Source organism: Clostridium sp. JNZ J1-5, from assembly GCF_053901425.1.
This window is the reverse complement of record NZ_CM132773.1, coordinates 3,075,107-3,092,784: the sequence shown is the minus strand read 5'-3', so window position 1 is coordinate 3,092,784 and position 17,678 is coordinate 3,075,107. Positions and strand designations below refer to the sequence as shown.

Genomic DNA, 17,678 nt, shown 5'->3' with positions numbered 1-17,678 from the left:
ATAAACTCACCCCTTAACTTTGAAAAACTTCTTCTTTAAAGCTTTCATATCCCTTTTCTTCTATTCTTCTAACTAGGGACATATCTCCAGTTTTAACTATTCTTCCATTTACAAGAACATGAACATAATCAGGCTTTAAATACTCTAAAATGTTATTATGATGTGTTATTATAAGTATTGATCTATTCTCATCCGCTAGAAGTTTAACTCCTTCAGATACTACTCTAACAGCATCTACATCAAGTCCTGAATCAGTTTCATCAAGAATTGCAAGCTTAGGCTCTAATATAGACATTTGAAGTATTTCATTTTTCTTCTTTTCTCCTCCAGAAAAGCCTACATTTAAATATCTCTTTGAATATTCTTCATCCATTTTTAAAAGTTTCATTTTCTTTTTCAGCTCTTTTTTAAAGGCCATGATTTTTATAGTTTCCCCTGTAACAGCTGCCTTAGAACTTCTTAAAAAGTTTTCTACAGTTATTCCCGGTACCTCTTCTGGATATTGGAATGATAAAAATATTCCCCTTTTGGCTCTCTCATCAGTTCTTAGATCATTTATAATCTCTTCTTCAAAATATATATCCCCTTCAGATATTGCATATCTTGGGTGCCCCATAAGAGTATTTGCAAGAGTTGATTTTCCTGCTCCATTAGGTCCCATTATTACATGAACTTCTCCTCTTCCTATCTCCAGATCTAGCCCTTTTAATATTTCTTTTTCATTAACTTTTGTATGAAGGTTTTTTATATCTAAAAGTAACTTTGACACTTTATTTCATCTCCTTAAATTCAAATTAAATTCTAAATTATTTATTATACAGTTTTATAGAAAATTATATCCGAGTATTTCACTCTGATATATTGTAATTATATCATACTATTTTACTCTGAATTAGTCAAAAAAATTTTTTGTAAAAAATAAAAAATCGACGAAAAACTTTCGCCGATTTCTAGGATATAATCTTATATATTTTATTATATAAGAGGGAGTTAGTATTATTTTTTAATTCTATATATGTCTTTTCTACTTGTATACATTATATATCTCATAGAATTCTTTAGCAAATGTATGGGTACAATACTTTTAATCTTGTTTGCAAACGTCTATCCATTTTCCGTTTGTTATGTTTTGAAGCTGCTCTAATGTAATTCTAACTGCAGAATTTTTTGAACCTGCTGCTGGATAAACATAATCGTATTTCTTTAATGAATTATCTAAATATATTTCAAGAGGATTTTTAAGTCCAAATGGGCAAACTCCTCCTACAGGATGACCTGTTATTTCTAACACTTCATCACCACTTAGCATTTTAGCTTTTGTTTTAAAGCAATCCTTATATTTTCTATTATCTATTTTAGCATCACCTTTTGAAACTATAAGCACATTTTTATCTCCTAGTTTCAATGCCATAGTTTTAGCTATTTGCCCAGGCTCTACCCCTATAGCCTCAGCTGCTAATTCTACTGTAGCTGTACTACCATCCATCTCCATAATCACAAGTCCAAGATTTGACTCATCTAAATGTTTCTTTACACTTTCTAAACTCATAAATATCGCCCCCGTTTATTTATAAATATTTTTATCATCTATTATAACATATCATTTTAATTATACATACTTTTACCGTTATTACTCATTATTATTAAAGATATTAAGCACAAAAGAGCTGTCGCACTAAGAACAAATACTACAATATATTGTTTTAACTTTAAACTTGCAAAACAGTATATTGTATGTAATTGCTTAATGCCACAGCCCCGTATTATCTTATTTTTCTACTGTAAATTCCATCCTAATTGGTGCCACTAACTTACTAGATTTTTCTCCTTTTACTGCAGCTTGAATACCTTTAATAAATAATGTATATTTTTTCCCTTTTTCATATGAAGCTTCTGGTTCTACCATAATAGATTTATTTTTCTTATCGTAACTTAGTTTTATTTTAACTTGGTGATTTTTATCATCTAACACATAAACATTTGATGCATTTACGGTCAATTCATCAAGTTCTTTAGAGAATTTAACATTCCATTTCTTCTCTACAGGAACATTTTCCTTTTTCTCTAAATCTAAAGCTAGTGATTTTTGATCCTCAGAATTCAAAATGCCCTTTATAACAGCAAAATTTTTCTCGTTTTCTTTTATCTTTGTTTCTCCTCCAACGACGCATAAATAATCCTGTTTTAATAGTGCATCTATGACTGGAGCTAAATTTCTTATGTCCTCTGCTTTAGTTGATATGATCTCTTCTCTTTCCTTTTGAATATCCTCTTGTTTAGTCATGCTTATATAAAAATTATCTGCCATCATTCCATCTGCAGCAGGTCCGATAATATTTCTTAGCATATTATTTGCACTATCGGCTTTTCCAATAGTTCCTATTACATAATTAGTCATCTCTTCTTCATCTGCATTGAAGTTTTTAAGATATTCTGGAATTCCATTAATAGTGTCTAAAGTCTCTTTTAAATTTGGATCTCTATAAGATGAAAAAATCAAGCTAGAGTTATTTAAAGTTACATTAGCTCCATAAGCTCCACCTTTTATTCTTATATTGTTCCATAAATATCCGCCTTCTAATATATTAGCAAGAACTTGAAGTTTTCCAGTTGCTTCATAACCTATTTTTTTCAAATCCCCGCCTTTTACTACATATTGTACTTTAGAAGGTGTCATTATTCCTTCATTTACCATAGAACTATCGAAATTATATGTGTTACTCTGAAGTTTTTCGTTTCTTAAATTGTCTGAGAAATTTTTAAAGTTTACAGTAAAATCTTCATAATCCTTATTTTCTCCTGTGTAACTTCCTATCATATCTTGCTTGTTAAATACAAGATTTCTAACTTCTTGTAAGCTTTTTACTATTTCATCACTTTTACTATCAAAATTTTTATCTAAATCACATAAAAATTTATAGAACTCTTCACTTGTATAGTTATCATATTTACCTGACTCTGACATATATGATAATAACTTTTGCATTGCCATTATATTGCCACTAGCCATTAATTCTGCTTCTTTCATCATTTTCATATTGCTTACTATTTCTTTTAGTCTTTTCTTATCATCTATTTTACTGTCATATACTATTTCTTTTACAAGGTCAAAACTCTTGGATGTTTTTTCTTTTAATGACACTATACTTACCATCATTTTAGGATAGTATAAATTATTGTCTTTACGATTTATGAAGTTAGTATTAGCAAGAGAAATTCCACCTGAATTATTTAGTATTTCCTCTACTAAACTCTCTTTAGTATAGTTTTTTGTATCAATATTACCCAAAGTACCCTCTAATAAATATAAATAACCTAGTTTCTCCTGAGGTACTTTAGTTGTATCAAAATATAATCTTATATAATCTACTCCATTAGTATATATAGGATGATGAAGCACCTTAACTCCATTTTCATTTTTTTCAATAGTACTATATGTCTCAGCTTTGCTTCCTATGTCTTCACGAGTAAGACTTGGTAATTTGCTTAAAGCTTCCTTTGAGTTTGGAGTCTCCTGCCACTTTTTAAGCTCTTTAGTTTCCTGTACTATTTTATTTATATCCTCTTTTGAAAGAGAATTCTTAATTTTTGCCAATTTTGATTTTAATTCTGTTTCCTTTTTTTCTTCAAGACCAGGTACAGGTTTTAAAACTACTAAAGAAGCATGTTTATTATCTACTAAGTATTTTTTTACCAATGTCTGTAGATATCCACTTTGCACCTTATCTCTTAAGTTATTCATGTCTGAGTCCAAATTTAAATATGCAATAGGATCTCCATCATATAGCCAGCTTCTCATTATTAAAGTGTTGTACATAAGAGCAAAATTACCCTTTACAGTACGATTAGAAAGCTCATACATATTGAGTACAGAGTTCAATAATTTTTTATCAAAGCCATTTTTAGCTATATCTTGAAGTGTTTCGTCTATTACTTTTTGGAACTTATCTTTTTGATTTTCATTTACATTTTGAGCTTTTATAGTGAAAACTGGCTGCAAGTAATTTATGTCAAATCCAGTAGTAACATTTTCGCCAAATCCATTATCCATTAATGCCTTTGTAATAGGAGAAGATGGTGTTCCACCAAGCAAGGTTTGAAGCAGTAAAAATCCTAAAATTGTGTCTTTATCTTTAGCTGTTCCTATTACATAGTTTGAACTTAAATATGTTTTATTTTCTATAGGAGTACCACTTGGTACTGAATATTCAGCAACTTTCGTCTTTCTTTCATCAAATGGTTTTTGAATCTGTATTTCAGTATTTACTTCTTTCTTTTCAAAATTATTTAGATATTTTTCTCCTATAAATTTTAATGTATTTTCTATATCTAAATTTCCAGATAAATAAAAATAACTATTTGAAGGAGTATAATATTCTTTATATGTACTAACAAATTTTTCATAAGTTAGATTTGGCATTTCCTCAGGATATCCGCCAGATTCATATTTATATGAAGTGTCTGGAAAAATCGATTGCATAATAGCTCTATTCAATATAACTTCTGGTTGAGAGTAATTTCCCTTCATTTCATTATAAACTATACCATTGTATTTTAATTCATCCTCAGGAGAATTCAGTTCGTATCTCCAACCTTCTTCTTGGAAAATCTTTTTATCATTAACCATATTAGGGTAGAAAACAACATCTAAGTATATACTCATCAAATTTTTAAAATCCTTATCATTTTTACTTGATACTGGATACATAGTGATATCGCTTCCTGTTAAAGCATTTAAAAAAGTATTTAGAGAACGTTTACTCATCTCTATAAATGGATCTTTTACAGGGTAATTTTTAGATCCCTGTAGAACAGAATGTTCTATAATATGATTTATTCCTGTATCATCCTTAGTCGGTGTTCTAAAAGCTACTGAAAACATTTTATCTTCATTTTTATTGTCTAAATATATAAGCCTAGCTCCACTCTTAGCGTGTTTATACTCATAAGCATTACACTTTAAGCCTTCAACCCATTTCTTGGATACTAACTGAAATCCCCCTAATGAATCATTTTCTAATAATGCCGCTCCATAATAAGCCTTGGAATTTAAATCTAATGCTTTAGCTTTAGTGAAATTGCCAAGCACTAAGGTTTGAGAAAACATAGTCACTGCTAAAGCTACAACCACTTTAGATTTTAACTTCTTATTCATTTGCAACTCCCCTTTTCATAAAATTTACATTACCAGTTCATGTTAGCATATAATCAAATTTTATACAATTATTGCAATCCCCTTTACTATTTAGATAATGCTAAGTTAAAACATTTCATATAATACTTAATTCCTTTTATTTAAATTTTCTTATCTTTTATCAATAATGCTGCTAAAATTATATATTTAACTTTTTCCCTTAAAACAAATATACCCAAGTAGACAAATATTATATATATAATTTAATTTTATTTATTACTTTTAGGAATATATACGATTCTTATACCATAGTTTTTACGTCTGCCTGATCTTGGGTGCAACTTACCTTGTATATATTATGAAGTAATGATAAAATAATGAATAATTATACAAATACTACTCTCTATTATCTTCTAGCATATTTTCTAAAATCACATTGAAGGGAATGAAATTAATATGGTTGAAAAAATTAAAATGAAAACACCTCTTGTGGAAATGGACGGAGATGAAATGACTAGAATAATCTGGAGCATGATAAAGGAGCATCTTTTAAAGCCTTATATAGAGCTTAACACAGCATATTATGATCTTGGGCTTGAAAAGAGAAACGAAACTGATGACCAGATAACTACTGATGCGGCAAATGCAATAAAAAAATATGGTGTAGGAGTAAAATGTGCCACAATAACTCCTAATGCAGACAGAGTTAAAGAATATAATTTAAAGAGTATGTGGAAAAGTCCTAACGGAACCATTAGGGCAATACTGGATGGCACTGTATTTAGATCACCAATAATAGTTAACAACATTGAACCTTTTGTAAAAACTTGGACAAAACCTATTACTGTTGCAAGACATGCCTATGGAGACATTTATAGAGATGTTGAATATAAAATAGATGGAGCTTCTAAGGTTGAATTAGTAGTTACAAAAGAAAGTGGTGAAGTATTACGTCAAACCATTCATGAATTTAAAGGTGATGGCGTGGTTCTAGGTATGCATAATACTGATAAATCTATTGAAAGCTTTGCAAGGTCATGTTTTAATTATGCCCTAGATCAAAAGCAAGACATATGGTTTGCCACTAAAGACACCATTTCAAAAACTTATGATCATAGGTTTAAGGATATATTTCAAGAAATATATAATGCAGAATATAAAAATAAGTTTGAATCTTCTGGAATAGAATATTTTTATACTCTTATTGACGATGCTGTAGCACGTGTTATTAAGTCAGAAGGGGGATTCATATGGGCATGTAAAAACTATGATGGAGATGTAATGTCCGACATGGTAGCCACAGCCTTTGGAAGTCTTGCAATGATGACTTCAGTACTGGTTTCTCCAGATGGATATTATGAATACGAAGCTGCCCATGGAACAGTTCAGCGTCACTACTATCAACATTTAAAAGGCAATCAAACTTCTACTAATTCTATGGCTACTATATTTGCTTGGACAGGTGCCTTGAAAAAAAGAGGAGAACTTGATAATAATGAAGCTTTAATTAATTTTGCAGATAAATTAGAAACTGCTTCAATTAAAACTATTGAAGCAGGTGTGATGACAAAAGATCTTTCCCCTCTTGCTAATATGGAAAATATTAAAGTTGTTAATACTGAAGATTTTCTATTAGAAATTAAGAATCATCTAGACAGTTTAATGTAAATTATATATTTATTTTTCTAAAAATAAATAAGTGTAATGTTGTGAGAAACAGCTAAAATCAGAAATAGCTTATATTACAACATTACACTTTTAATTTATATTATAAATTAAAATTCAAAGCTACACTTTTCTAGGCTACATTCCCACTTTTTCTAGAATTCAACAAATGGTTTGTCCTATCTATGGCAGCTTCAATATTATTGCAGAAGTTTTCCCTACCTAGTCTTTCTACATATTCATACTTTTCTAAAACCTTATATACATGTTTTTGTGCATTTAATATAATAAGCTCAGTATCTTGTTCTTCACATACATTATATAAATTTTCAAGTTCATGATATGCAGTTGCATCTATTGTTGATACTTTGCTCATTTTTATTATAAGGACATTGCATTTTTGTTCTAAATCCTTAGCAACACCTGCACACTTACCTGCTGCTGCAAAAAATAGCGGTCCTTTAATTTCATAAAAAGATACTTCTCTTGGAAAACGAACTTCCTCCATAAGCTTTAGGCAATCTTCATCCTTATTTTCATCTGAAAGACATTTAACATCTGCATAGTCCTCCATTTTCTTCATAAATAAAAATGCAGATACAACTACCCCAATTCCTATTGCAACTACTAAATCTAATAAAATAGTTAAAGAAAATGCTATTAAAAATACTAATGCATCACTTTTAGGTGCATTTTTAAGTCTTTTAAATACTTCCCACTCTCCCATATTATAAGATACAATTATAAGTATAGCTGCTAAAGATGACATAGGTATTAATTTAACCCAAGGCATAAATAGCATCATTATAAGTAATAAACTTATTGCATGGACAATGCCTGTTATAGGAGTTCTCCCACCATTCTTTACGCTGGCAGCAGTTCTTGCTATTGCTCCTGTAACAGGAATTCCTCCAAAAACTCCTGAAAATACATTAGCTACGCCTTGTGCAACTAACTCCATATTAGATCTATGATTTCCGCCAATCATTCCATCAGCAACTACAGCAGATAAAAGTGACTCTATAGCTGCTAATATAGCAATAGTTATAGAAGGAAGAATTAATTTCTTTATCATATTCATATTTATACTGTGAATTGCTATTTTAGGAAGTTCAGCAGATAAATTGCCAAAACGGCTTCCTATTGTCTCCACATTCAAATTAAATGTCATAGTTATTAAAGTCGCTGCTATTAACGCTATAAGTGTCCCAGGTACTTTTTTATTTATTTTAGGCCATAACAATATTATAGCAATAGAAATGGCTCCTATAGATGCAGCCTGTACATTTATTGTGTTCATATGGCTTATATAAGAGGCCCACTTATGTATAAACTGTGATGGTACAGTTTCTATATTCAATCCAAAGAAATCCTTAATTTGGGTTGAAAATATACAAACAGCAATACCACAGGTAAATCCAGTAGTTATTGGATATGGTATATATTTTATGGCTTTTCCGAACTTTAATACTCCCATAATAACTAAAAATACTCCTGCCATCATGGTGGCAACTGTAAGACCTGTTATACCATACTTTTCTACAATGCCATAAACTATTATAATAAAGGCTCCTGTAGGCCCACCAATCTGAACTCTACTTCCTCCTAAAAACGATACTATAAACCCACCTATTATAGCTGTATACAATCCTTTTTCTGGAGATACTCCTGATGATATTGCAAGGGCAATTGACAATGGTAGAGCTATTACAGCCACTATTAATCCTGCAATAAAATCTTTAAAAAATTGTTCTTTAGTGTATTCCTTCATACACGTAAATAACTTGGGAATTAACACGTATTTTCCTCCTCTTTTAATTGTTTTTAAAACCTTTTAATTAGCACAACATTATTGATTATATTACTATTTTCTCTTGTTGGCAACAATAAAAAGGGACAGTCCCCCAGGAATAACTTCCAGGAACTACCCCATTTTTTTTATTTCCATTTCCCTCATGATACCAAACTTACCCTTATACTGAAGCTTATTATCTTTAATTAGCTCTAATACTCTCCAAAATATATATGTATCACTTATTGGTTTTTCACTAAATCCTATTACATTTCCAACAGTTCTTGCAGATTTTCTAAATTCATTTTCAGTATACTTCATGATTAAGTTATCAAAATAATCTTCGCCAACACTTATGACACTACCATTTTCATAAACTCTAAGATTTCCATTTTCTTGTATTAAGGTTGATAGATTGTCCATAAAATTTTCATAGCAATCCTTTTCCACCTTCCTATTTATTTCTACAAAGTTTGGAAACCTTTCTGGTGCAACCTCCCCTACAGCCCTTGGAGTAAATTCATTTTTCATACCCTGATTATACGTAACTTTAGATACGTTTATAATATAAATATTGTATAAATCAATACTTAATAATTGAAGAGTATACATTAATCCCATTAATTCCATAGCATTTTCAGAACACCATAAATAAATAGTGTCATCGCTAGTTATTTCTAAGATATCTTTATTAAATTTATTATAGTTTTCTTTTAAAAACTCTCTTGTATCAAATTCATCAGATGATTCTAGATACTTCCACCATTTTACTCTATCTCCTATATCATTTAAATTACATATGGATCCATTAGAAAGGTCATCAAAAAATCCTATAACTTTATCTCCATCTATTATCTTACTTTTAATAGCATGTTTTAAACCCCCAGCAGAGCTTACCGAAAAGCATACATGAATTATTTTCCCCATATTAAATCACTCCTACTTTAACTTTTCAAAGGACAAATCTAAAATATTAAATTTATAGCTAGCCTTGCCTACAATATCATTAAAAGCTATTACACCTAACTCTCTACTATCTGAACTGTGATCTCTATTGTCTCCTAAAACAAAAACATAACCTTCTGGAACATTTACTTTCATTTCAGGCTTTGTATTCACATCGCTAGGAATGTAATCTTCGTTTAATATATTTCCATTTATATATACTTTTCCATCTTTAATCTCAACTACTTCATTAGGCATACCTACTATTCTCTTAATATAGTTAGCATCATTTTTATCATGGGATTTTAATATGATAATATCTCCTCTATTATAATTTTTTGAGAATCTCTTGTATTTCTCAACTATTACTCTATCATTATGGCTTCCATTATTTAATGTGGGATACATAGAAATGCCATATACCCTTGCATTTCCTATAATAAAAATATTAATCACTAATACAACTAATATAATAGCTAAAGTTTCCAGTAAATCTTTTGTTTTTTGACTAAGTTTGCTCATATTTAACGCTCCTCCTATTGTATGTTTTAAGGTACAATAAATTTTTCCATTTTTAGCTATTATACATCTTTTCATCAACATTTATCAACCTTCTGAATTCTTATCTTCTAGTTCCCCTCCTAATAATTGTTGGCGAGGCCTGATACCTATCTCTAGAAACTACTTCATCTTTAACAAGTTTTCCGTTTTCATAAACTCTCTTTACAAGTCGGGATTCATATCCTTCCTGCCCTACCTTTTCTATAAATGTTTTTCCTAGCCTCATTGTTGAATCATCTACATATTTTATTGGAATCTCTATATTTTTTAAAGTTTCAGCTTTAAGTTCTACCCATTTGTTACCCTTAGTTCCGAATAGGTCAAAGGTAATGGAGGTTTCAGTAATATTGGCATGAATGTATATATAATGATTACTATTATTTTTAAATTTAAAATCTTTATGCCCATAACTTACTGCTGCATCCCTGCTTAAAGGTACATAGTGAACTATTAAACTATGGTTACTTCTTTCCACAATTTCTAAATCAGCTATTAATGCTGCATTATATAAAGTAGTAGATACCTGACATATCCCACCACCTAATCCCGTATCTAGATTACCATTAATAAACACCCCAGCCTCCTGAAATCCACGCTCTTTTGTCCTCTCCCCTACTATCTTATTAAATGAAAAAATTTCTCCAGGTGCTATTACAGTTCCATCTATTATCCCTGCTGCTAGCCGCATATTAGTATTTCTTGGTTTGTTATAAGAAGTAAATCCTGTAGTAAAAGATGAAATTTTTTCCCTAATGCCTTGTTTTTCTAAAATTGTTTTTGTTATTTTAGGATTATCTTCTTTTACTTTTAATACAAATTCTTTCTGTTCTTCATTTATTTTTTTTAATAATTCCTCATATAAACTTTTTATATCTAATTCATATCCCATTTGTTCAGGAATAATTTGTATTTGCCCATTCTTATACCTGTATTCTGCATTAATAGGCTTAGGCAATTTAGAATTATCAAATACCTGTAGAGCATGACAAAATTTTGCATATTGAAGGCTATTAATAAATTCGAATTTTCTGCTGTGAATTCTTATGTCCACATAGTCTTTAACTTTTTCTATAGGATTTAAGTCATTATAGAGTATTGCAGAAATCTCTCTTTTAATTTCGTATTCATTTGTACAATAACCTAGCTCCTTTAATTTAAATTTATGTACTTGAGTATCACCATTGTAACTAAACTTAATAATTATCTCTTTGTTTTCAGCAGTTTTAACTTCCTCGTCAATAAAGCTTTCAACTTCTTTAAATGTCTTTCTTCCAACATCTATTTCATCTATATAAACATTTTTAGGCAATCTTTTTTCTCTTTTACCTATCATTTCTGAAGCGTAAGCTGATATAGGTATATTTAAAATAAAAGATAAAATAATAGAAACAGTAATTATATTCTTTCTTTTTAATCTAGCTTTCATTGGATGAGCCTCCATCTTCACTTAATATTCTTTAGTAGTTTGAATCAAAACAATAAAATTTATAAATAATCTTATTCACTATATACAAAACTAGTAATATTAATTGAAAAAGGCAGTCTAATGACTGCCCTCTATTCGCTCCTTATTTTCCTAAACTTTGCTTAAACTCAATTTTGATATTTATAAATTGTTCCATATCATTTAAAAACTGAATTAGCATTGCTCTATTTTCAAATTCTTCTCTAGTCAATGGAAGTGGCATTTTTCTAAAGTCTTCTCTTAATAATTCTAAGTCTTCCAGCAGTTCTTCTGCAGTATTCTCTTCATATATTGAACGTGCTACCTGCTCTGTAAAATTTGATATCATAATTGTTTGATCATAAGTCATAAAAAACCTTTTAAAATGTTCTCTCATTCTCTTAATAGTTTGAAATTGCTGTATTCTCATTTCTACATATTCTACATAATAGCTTGCATCCCAAAAAAAATAATTATTTAGGTTTTTATATGCACGACTTCGGGCTGATTTTAGTCTCATTCTAAGACCGTTGAATAATACTTCTTCATTTATTGAAACATAATTTTTTCGAAGTGCCTCAGCCATATAGAGCAAAATTCTCTTCATATGTTCTTCTATATAAACTTGATCTTCTCTAATCTCATTTTCTATATTAGGTATGTATAGATTTAATAATATAGCAACTCCTATACCAACGAACATAAGTGATAACTCATTTATAATCCAAAACATTCCTACCGATTTTTCAATTAATAAATGACTTATGAGAACAGAACTTACTACTATTCCCTCCTGCATATTGAATTTTACTGTTAGTGGAATAAATATTATCAAAAACATGCCAAAAACTATTTCGTGATACCCAAATACTTTGAAAATAATAGAAGAAATAATCAAAGCTAAAATACAAGCACCTATTCTATTAAATGCCACCTTTACAGACTGTCTCTTAGTACTTTGAATACTTAAAATAGTAATAATTCCTGCAGCTGAAGCGTATTCTAAATTCAATTTTTTTGCAATAATCATTGCTATTGCAGCTCCTATTCCTGTTTTTAATGTCCTACTCCCAATAAGCCTCATAGTTCCCCCTAGTTCCTAATAAGTTTCTTATTATTATATTATCATAATATAATAACTAATTCACCGTATTCTCTTCTCTTGGATAATTAGTCCATTTTATCAACCTTTTCAAGATGTAAAAACTTTACTATAATGCTTATATAAACATTTTCATAAATAATTATGATAATATATGGATTTAATATGTTAAGGCTAATTTAAGAGAGGAAGATTTAAATGAATTGGAAAACATCAAGTAAAATACTAAAAGGAAATATTATCTTCACTTCAAGTCCTGAAAAATTTACTATAGTAAAACATGGATTTATAGTTGTTATTAACGGTAAGGTAGATGGAGTTTATAAAGATCTACCGAAGGAATACAAGGACTGTGAAATAATTGATTATGGAAACAGATTAATAATTCCTGGCATGAATGATCTTCACTGTCATGCTTCACAATTTAAACATCTAGGAATGGCTATGGATAAAGAATTACTTCCTTGGCTTAATGACTATACATTTCCTGAAGAGTCAAAATTTCAAGATAGAGAATATGGTAAAAAAATATATCAAAGATTTATTAAAGAAATTTGGAAGCAAGGTACCACTAGAATAGCTGTATTTGCCACAGTACATAAAGATGCTACTATGGATTTAATGGACTTATTTATAAAATCTGGACTAGGAGCTTATGTTGGAAAGGTTAATATGGATCTAAACTGCCCTCCATTTATATGTGAGTCTTTAGAAAATTCTCTTAGAGATGCTGAAGAAATTATCCTTAAATATGGAAATAAGTCATCTTTAGTAAAACCTATAATAACTCCTCGATTTGTACCAAGCTGTAGTGGTGAGCTTCTAAGTGGATTAGGTATGCTTTGTAAAAAGTATAATACTCCAGTTCAGTCCCATCTATCAGAAAATAAAGGAGAAATCCAATGGGTAAAAGAATTACATCCTGACTCAAAATATTATGGGGATGTGTATAATAAATGCAATCTTTTTGGACAAACTCCAACTTTAATGGCTCACTGCAGTTTTTCTTCTGAGGAAGAAATAGCTTTAATGAAAGCTCATGACGTTTTTGCAGTTCATTGTCCAAGCTCTAATCTAAATGTCGGTAGCGGCATGATGCCCATTAGAAAATTTATTGACAATGATATCAAACTTGGCTTTGGCTCTGATATAAGCGGCGGACATACTACTTCGCTTTTTAAAACAATGGTATATGCAATTCAAGTGTCAAAGTTATTTTGGGCAAATTCTAATAAAGAAATACCTTTTCTCTCTAATTCCGAAGCTTTCTATATAGCTACAAAAGCTGGTGGAAGTTTTTTTGGCAAGGTAGGAAGTTTTGAAAGTGGATATGAATTTGACGCTCTTGTTATAGATGATTCTGAATTAAACTACTACGATTATTCACTAGAACAGAGATTAGAACGATTTATTTATATTGGAGATGATAGACATATATATCATAGATATGTTTCCGGTAATTTAATTGAAGAGCCAATATTCTAATGTATGCTCAGGTATGACCTCTATTTATCCATGTCTAATCTTTGTTTTTCTCACTTATATCTAATACACGCTTTTTTTATATTGGCTTTTGAAATATAATAGATAATTGAGCAGACTACTCCTTTGCTCATTTTACTACGGAATATTTTAAGATAATATAGCAAATGTAAGAAACTTTTAATGGAGGTTAACTTATGAAGAAATTAACTATGCTGGGTACTGGCTCTGCTATGGTTACAAAATGCTACAATACCTGCTTTACACTTTCAAATGATGATGAACACTTTCTTGTAGATACTGGCGGTGGAAATACCATCCTTACTAATCTTGAGAAAACTGGTATACCTATTAATAGGATTCACAGTGTCTTTATATCTCATGAACATAACGACCACCTTTCCGGGATTATATGGATAATAAGAGCAGTGGCTACAGAAATATCTAAGGAAAACTACACTGGCGACTTACATATTTATTGCCATAAAAATATAGAGGATATAACTAGAAAAATTTGTGCACTTATTCTTCAAACCAGATTTACCAAATTTATAGATAATAGAATCTTCTTTCGTGAAATTGAAGATAACCAAACTGTTAACATTTTAGGGTGTGATACTACTTTTTTCAATATTCAAAGTAAAGAAGTAATCCAATTTGGATTTCGCACAACACTGTCTAACGGAAAAATCTTAACTTTTCTTGGAGATGAAGCTTATAGAGATGCGGTTTTTGATTATGCCAATGAAGCGGATTATCTTTTACATGAAGCTTTTTGTCTATATTCACAAAGAGATATATTTCATCCTTATGAAAAGCACCATGTAACTGTTAAAGAAGCCTGTGAAAACGCTGAAAAGTTAAATATTAAAAACTTATTATTATTTCATACCATAGATCATGATATTTCTAACAGAAAAAAACTCTTCATTCAAGAGGGAAGTAAATACTTTAAAGGTACACTCTTAGTTCCTGATGATCTTGATATTATAGAGCTATAATAAAATAAGGCGCCAAGTATTTGGAAATTTAATCCAGAAAACTATCCCTGGATATTACTTCCAAACTCTTAGCACCTACTCTATTTATCTAAAAAATCTATTGCATATTGAACATAAAGTGCTGTTCCTATTTCTAATCCATCTTCGTCAACTGTGAAATTTGGATGATGTTGAGGATAACAAGCACCCTTTGCTTCATTTCCAACTCCTACAAGAGCAATTACCCCAGGTACTATATTCATAAATTCTGCAAAATCTTCTCCACCCATTAACTTTTCAAGGTGTACCGGTTTAGCACCTAATTTTTTTACCGCCTCAGTGGCTATCTTGGAACATTCAGTATCATTTATAACTACAGGTGTGGCAAAATCGTAGTGCAATTCTGCCTCTGCCCTATAGCTGCTTGCAGTGTCCTTAGCAATTCTTTCAAGCATTTTAGGGAAGTTTTCTCTTATCTCCATATTAAAACATCTTGTAGTTCCTTCTAATATTCCCTCACTTGCAATTACATTAAATCTTGAACCTGCTTTAAGTGCCCCTACACTAACAACTGCTGATTCAAGTGGGCTTAATTCTCTACTTACGATTGATTGTAAATTCATAACTATTGCAGATGAAGCAACAACTGCATCTATTCCTTGATGAGGAGCAGAGCCATGTCCACCTTTTCCTTTTACAGTTATAGTAAATAGATCTGCAGAGGCCATTCTAGGTCCTTCTTCTACACATACTTCACCACATTCTAAATCACTCCATACGTGTATTCCAAATACTCCATCTACTCCCTCAAGTACTCCTTCTTTTATCATGTTTTTAGCACCTTGTGCAACTTCTTCACCTGGTTGAAAAAATAATTTCACAGTACCATTTAAATTGTCCTTAATTTCATTTAGCACTTTTGCTGCACCTAAAAGCATAGAAGCATGGCAATCATGTCCACATGCATGCATAAAACCTTCATTTTTCGATTTAAATTCTATATCATTAACTTCTGTAACTGAAAGTGCATCTATGTCCCCTCTTAAAGCTACAGTCTTTCCACTCTTTTTACCTTCTATTGTTGCTACTACCCCTGTATTTGCAACTGAAATATACGGAATTCCCATTTTCTTTAATTCTTCTTTAATTCTTTTAGAAGTTCTTACTTCCTGAAGACTTGGTTCAGGATACATATGAAATTCCCTTCTTAAATCAATTACGTATTGTTTGTACTTCTTAGCTAAATCTCTTGTTTCCATATTAAATCACCCCCGCTAAATTTAAAACTTCATGATACATTACCTCAATACCTTTTTGTAGATCCTCATATTCAGTCCATTCCTCTGGACAGTGACTTCTTCCATCTTTGCTCTTAACAAATATAAGTCCTACATTTGTAATTGATGCCATTACCATAGCATCATGCCCAGCCCCACTAAGCATATTCTTCTTTGATAATCCTAATTCATCGCAAATGTTTTGAAAATCTTCTATGATTTTCTCATTTAGTTTTACAGGTAGCACACTTAATTTTTCTTCTATGCTGTATTTTATTTTACTTTTATGTGAAATTTGCTCTATCTCTTTTTTAATTTCACCAACAACATAATTAATAGATTCTTGTTCTTTTGATCTTATATCTACAGTAAACTTCACTTCCCCAGGAACAATATTTGAAGAACCTGGTGAAATATTAATTATTCCAACTGTAGCCACTGTACCTTCTCCTGCTCTATTAGCAAAACTGCTTATTTTACTTATTAACTGAGCTGATGCATCCAAAGCATCGATTCTCATGTTCATTGGAGTGGTACCAGCATGATCTGGCCTTCCTTTTACAGTTACTTCAATTTGACATATTCCAACTACATATTCTACGATTCCAATGTCCTTTACTTCATTTTCTAGTACAGGACCTTGCTCTATATGAAGTTCTAAAAATGCTCGTACTTTTTCACTTTCCCTAACAGCTTCATGAATTTTATCTGGATCAAATCCGAAACTTTTCATAGCAGCTGCTAAATTAATTCCATTAATATCTTTTGATGTGTCCAACTCATCTCTGCTTACTTTTCCCGTCATAGCTCTGCTAGCAAATAACCCCTTACCAAATCTTGCTCCTTCTTCTTCTATCATTGCAACGAATTCAACTGGAAATTTCAATCTTATATTACTTTCATTAATTACTCTAGCAACTTCGAGAGCTGTAACGACTCCTGCAGGACCATCAAAATTGCCTCCATTTCTTACGGAGTCATAGTGTGACCCTATCATTACAACTGGTGCATCTTTTATTTCACCATCTAGCCTCCCAACTATTGTACCTGCCGCATCCTCGTAGACTCTAAGGCCAGCTTTTCTCATTTCACTTTTTATATATTCTCTTGCTCCAAAGTCCTCTTTAGTAAAGGATAATCTAGTAAGACCCATGCCAACTGCTTCATTAAATTTTGATAATTCTTCTATATCATTTCTAATTCTATTTATATTAGTTTTCATCATATCTTACTCCTATTTTTAAACAATTTTAATTTAGCTTCAGTTGGAATATAAATTCCCACCGAAGCTAACAT

The 17,678-nt window shown here is 30.6% G+C and carries 13 protein-coding genes; 3 read left to right on the top strand and 10 right to left on the bottom strand.

Translation table 11 applies throughout. From position 1 onward, the window contains the following. Window positions 1-13: 13 nt before the first annotated feature. From sufC to ACWW38_RS14840, 3 genes are all read right to left on the bottom strand, one after another. The gene (sufC, locus tag ACWW38_RS14850) at window positions 14-769 is read right to left on the bottom strand and encodes a Fe-S cluster assembly ATPase SufC (protein WP_456258307.1); all 756 of its coding nucleotides are present in this window, start codon (window positions 767-769) and stop codon (window positions 14-16) included. Window positions 770-1,084: 315 nt separating this feature from the next. Further along, entirely contained in the window at window positions 1,085-1,549 is a 465-nt protein-coding gene (locus tag ACWW38_RS14845) for a YbaK/EbsC family protein (protein WP_456258306.1), read from the bottom strand. A gap of 219 nt (window positions 1,550-1,768) precedes the next feature. Further along, window positions 1,769-5,155 carry an insulinase family protein gene (locus tag ACWW38_RS14840; protein WP_456258305.1) on the bottom strand — a complete coding sequence of 1,129 codons (3,387 nt, stop codon included), beginning with the start codon at window positions 5,153-5,155 and terminating at the stop codon, window positions 1,769-1,771. Between the two features lie 435 nt (window positions 5,156-5,590). Between ACWW38_RS14840 and ACWW38_RS14835 the strand changes: the two genes are divergently transcribed. Continuing rightward, window positions 5,591-6,802, top strand: coding sequence for an NADP-dependent isocitrate dehydrogenase (locus tag ACWW38_RS14835; RefSeq protein WP_456258304.1), 1,212 nt, complete (start codon window positions 5,591-5,593; stop codon window positions 6,800-6,802). A gap of 130 nt (window positions 6,803-6,932) precedes the next feature. Here ACWW38_RS14835 and ACWW38_RS14830 read toward each other — a convergent pair whose 3' ends face one another. From ACWW38_RS14830 to ACWW38_RS14810, 5 genes are all read right to left on the bottom strand, one after another. Beyond that, the gene (locus tag ACWW38_RS14830) at window positions 6,933-8,597 is read right to left on the bottom strand and encodes a SulP family inorganic anion transporter (RefSeq protein ID WP_456258303.1); all 1,665 of its coding nucleotides are present in this window, start codon (window positions 8,595-8,597) and stop codon (window positions 6,933-6,935) included. Window positions 8,598-8,723: 126 nt separating this feature from the next. After that, entirely contained in the window at window positions 8,724-9,518 is a 795-nt protein-coding gene (locus tag ACWW38_RS14825; protein WP_456258302.1) for a DUF1835 domain-containing protein, read from the bottom strand. Window positions 9,519-9,530: 12 nt separating this feature from the next. After that, window positions 9,531-10,139 (bottom strand): signal peptidase I, encoded by a 609-nt coding sequence (gene lepB, locus ACWW38_RS14820; protein WP_456258301.1) that lies wholly within the window; start codon window positions 10,137-10,139, stop codon window positions 9,531-9,533. A gap of 19 nt (window positions 10,140-10,158) precedes the next feature. Beyond that, window positions 10,159-11,523 (bottom strand): VanW family protein, encoded by a 1,365-nt coding sequence (locus tag ACWW38_RS14815; protein ID WP_456258300.1) that lies wholly within the window; start codon window positions 11,521-11,523, stop codon window positions 10,159-10,161. Between the two features lie 142 nt (window positions 11,524-11,665). Beyond that, window positions 11,666-12,625: an aromatic acid exporter family protein gene (locus ACWW38_RS14810; protein WP_456258299.1), complete on the bottom strand. Its 960-nt coding sequence runs from the start codon at window positions 12,623-12,625 to the stop codon at window positions 11,666-11,668. Between the two features lie 216 nt (window positions 12,626-12,841). Here ACWW38_RS14810 and ACWW38_RS14805 point away from each other — a divergent pair, with 216 nt between their 5' ends. Together ACWW38_RS14805 and ACWW38_RS14800 are read left to right on the top strand one after the other, a co-directional pair. Continuing rightward, the gene (locus ACWW38_RS14805; protein ID WP_456258298.1) at window positions 12,842-14,128 is read left to right on the top strand and encodes an amidohydrolase family protein; all 1,287 of its coding nucleotides are present in this window, start codon (window positions 12,842-12,844) and stop codon (window positions 14,126-14,128) included. Between the two features lie 194 nt (window positions 14,129-14,322). Further along, a complete protein-coding gene (locus ACWW38_RS14800; protein WP_456258297.1) occupies window positions 14,323-15,126 on the top strand; it encodes an MBL fold metallo-hydrolase in 804 nt (267 codons plus the stop codon). An 80-nt stretch (window positions 15,127-15,206) separates the two neighbouring features. On the opposite strand, the gene ACWW38_RS14795 is transcribed toward ACWW38_RS14800, so the two are convergent. Next, entirely contained in the window at window positions 15,207-16,364 is a 1,158-nt protein-coding gene (locus tag ACWW38_RS14795; protein ID WP_456258296.1) for a M20 family metallopeptidase, read from the bottom strand. A gap of 1 nt (window position 16,365) precedes the next feature. Further along, the gene (locus ACWW38_RS14790; protein ID WP_456258295.1) at window positions 16,366-17,604 is read right to left on the bottom strand and encodes an allantoate amidohydrolase; all 1,239 of its coding nucleotides are present in this window, start codon (window positions 17,602-17,604) and stop codon (window positions 16,366-16,368) included. Window positions 17,605-17,678 lie beyond the last annotated feature (74 nt).

Bases quoted from the DNA above. Each gene is read 5' to 3' on its own strand.
- ACWW38_RS14835 (WP_456258304.1), top strand. From the start codon at position 5,591: ATGGTTGAAAAAATTAAAATGAAAACACCTCTTGTGGAAATGGACGGA.
- ACWW38_RS14815 (WP_456258300.1), bottom strand. From the start codon at position 11,523: ATGAAAGCTAGATTAAAAAGAAAGAATATAATTACTGTTTCTATTATT.
- ACWW38_RS14795 (WP_456258296.1), bottom strand. From the start codon at position 16,364: ATGGAAACAAGAGATTTAGCTAAGAAGTACAAACAATACGTAATTGAT.
- ACWW38_RS14845 (WP_456258306.1), bottom strand. From the start codon at position 1,549: ATGAGTTTAGAAAGTGTAAAGAAACATTTAGATGAGTCAAATCTTGGA.
- ACWW38_RS14805 (WP_456258298.1), top strand. From the start codon at position 12,842: ATGAATTGGAAAACATCAAGTAAAATACTAAAAGGAAATATTATCTTC.
- ACWW38_RS14790 (WP_456258295.1), bottom strand. From the start codon at position 17,604: ATGAAAACTAATATAAATAGAATTAGAAATGATATAGAAGAATTATCA.
- ACWW38_RS14840 (WP_456258305.1), bottom strand. From the start codon at position 5,155: ATGAATAAGAAGTTAAAATCTAAAGTGGTTGTAGCTTTAGCAGTGACT.
- ACWW38_RS14825 (WP_456258302.1), bottom strand. From the start codon at position 9,518: ATGGGGAAAATAATTCATGTATGCTTTTCGGTAAGCTCTGCTGGGGGT.
- lepB (WP_456258301.1), bottom strand. From the start codon at position 10,139: ATGTTGATGAAAAGATGTATAATAGCTAAAAATGGAAAAATTTATTGT.
- ACWW38_RS14800 (WP_456258297.1), top strand. From the start codon at position 14,323: ATGAAGAAATTAACTATGCTGGGTACTGGCTCTGCTATGGTTACAAAA.
- ACWW38_RS14810 (WP_456258299.1), bottom strand. From the start codon at position 12,625: ATGAGGCTTATTGGGAGTAGGACATTAAAAACAGGAATAGGAGCTGCA.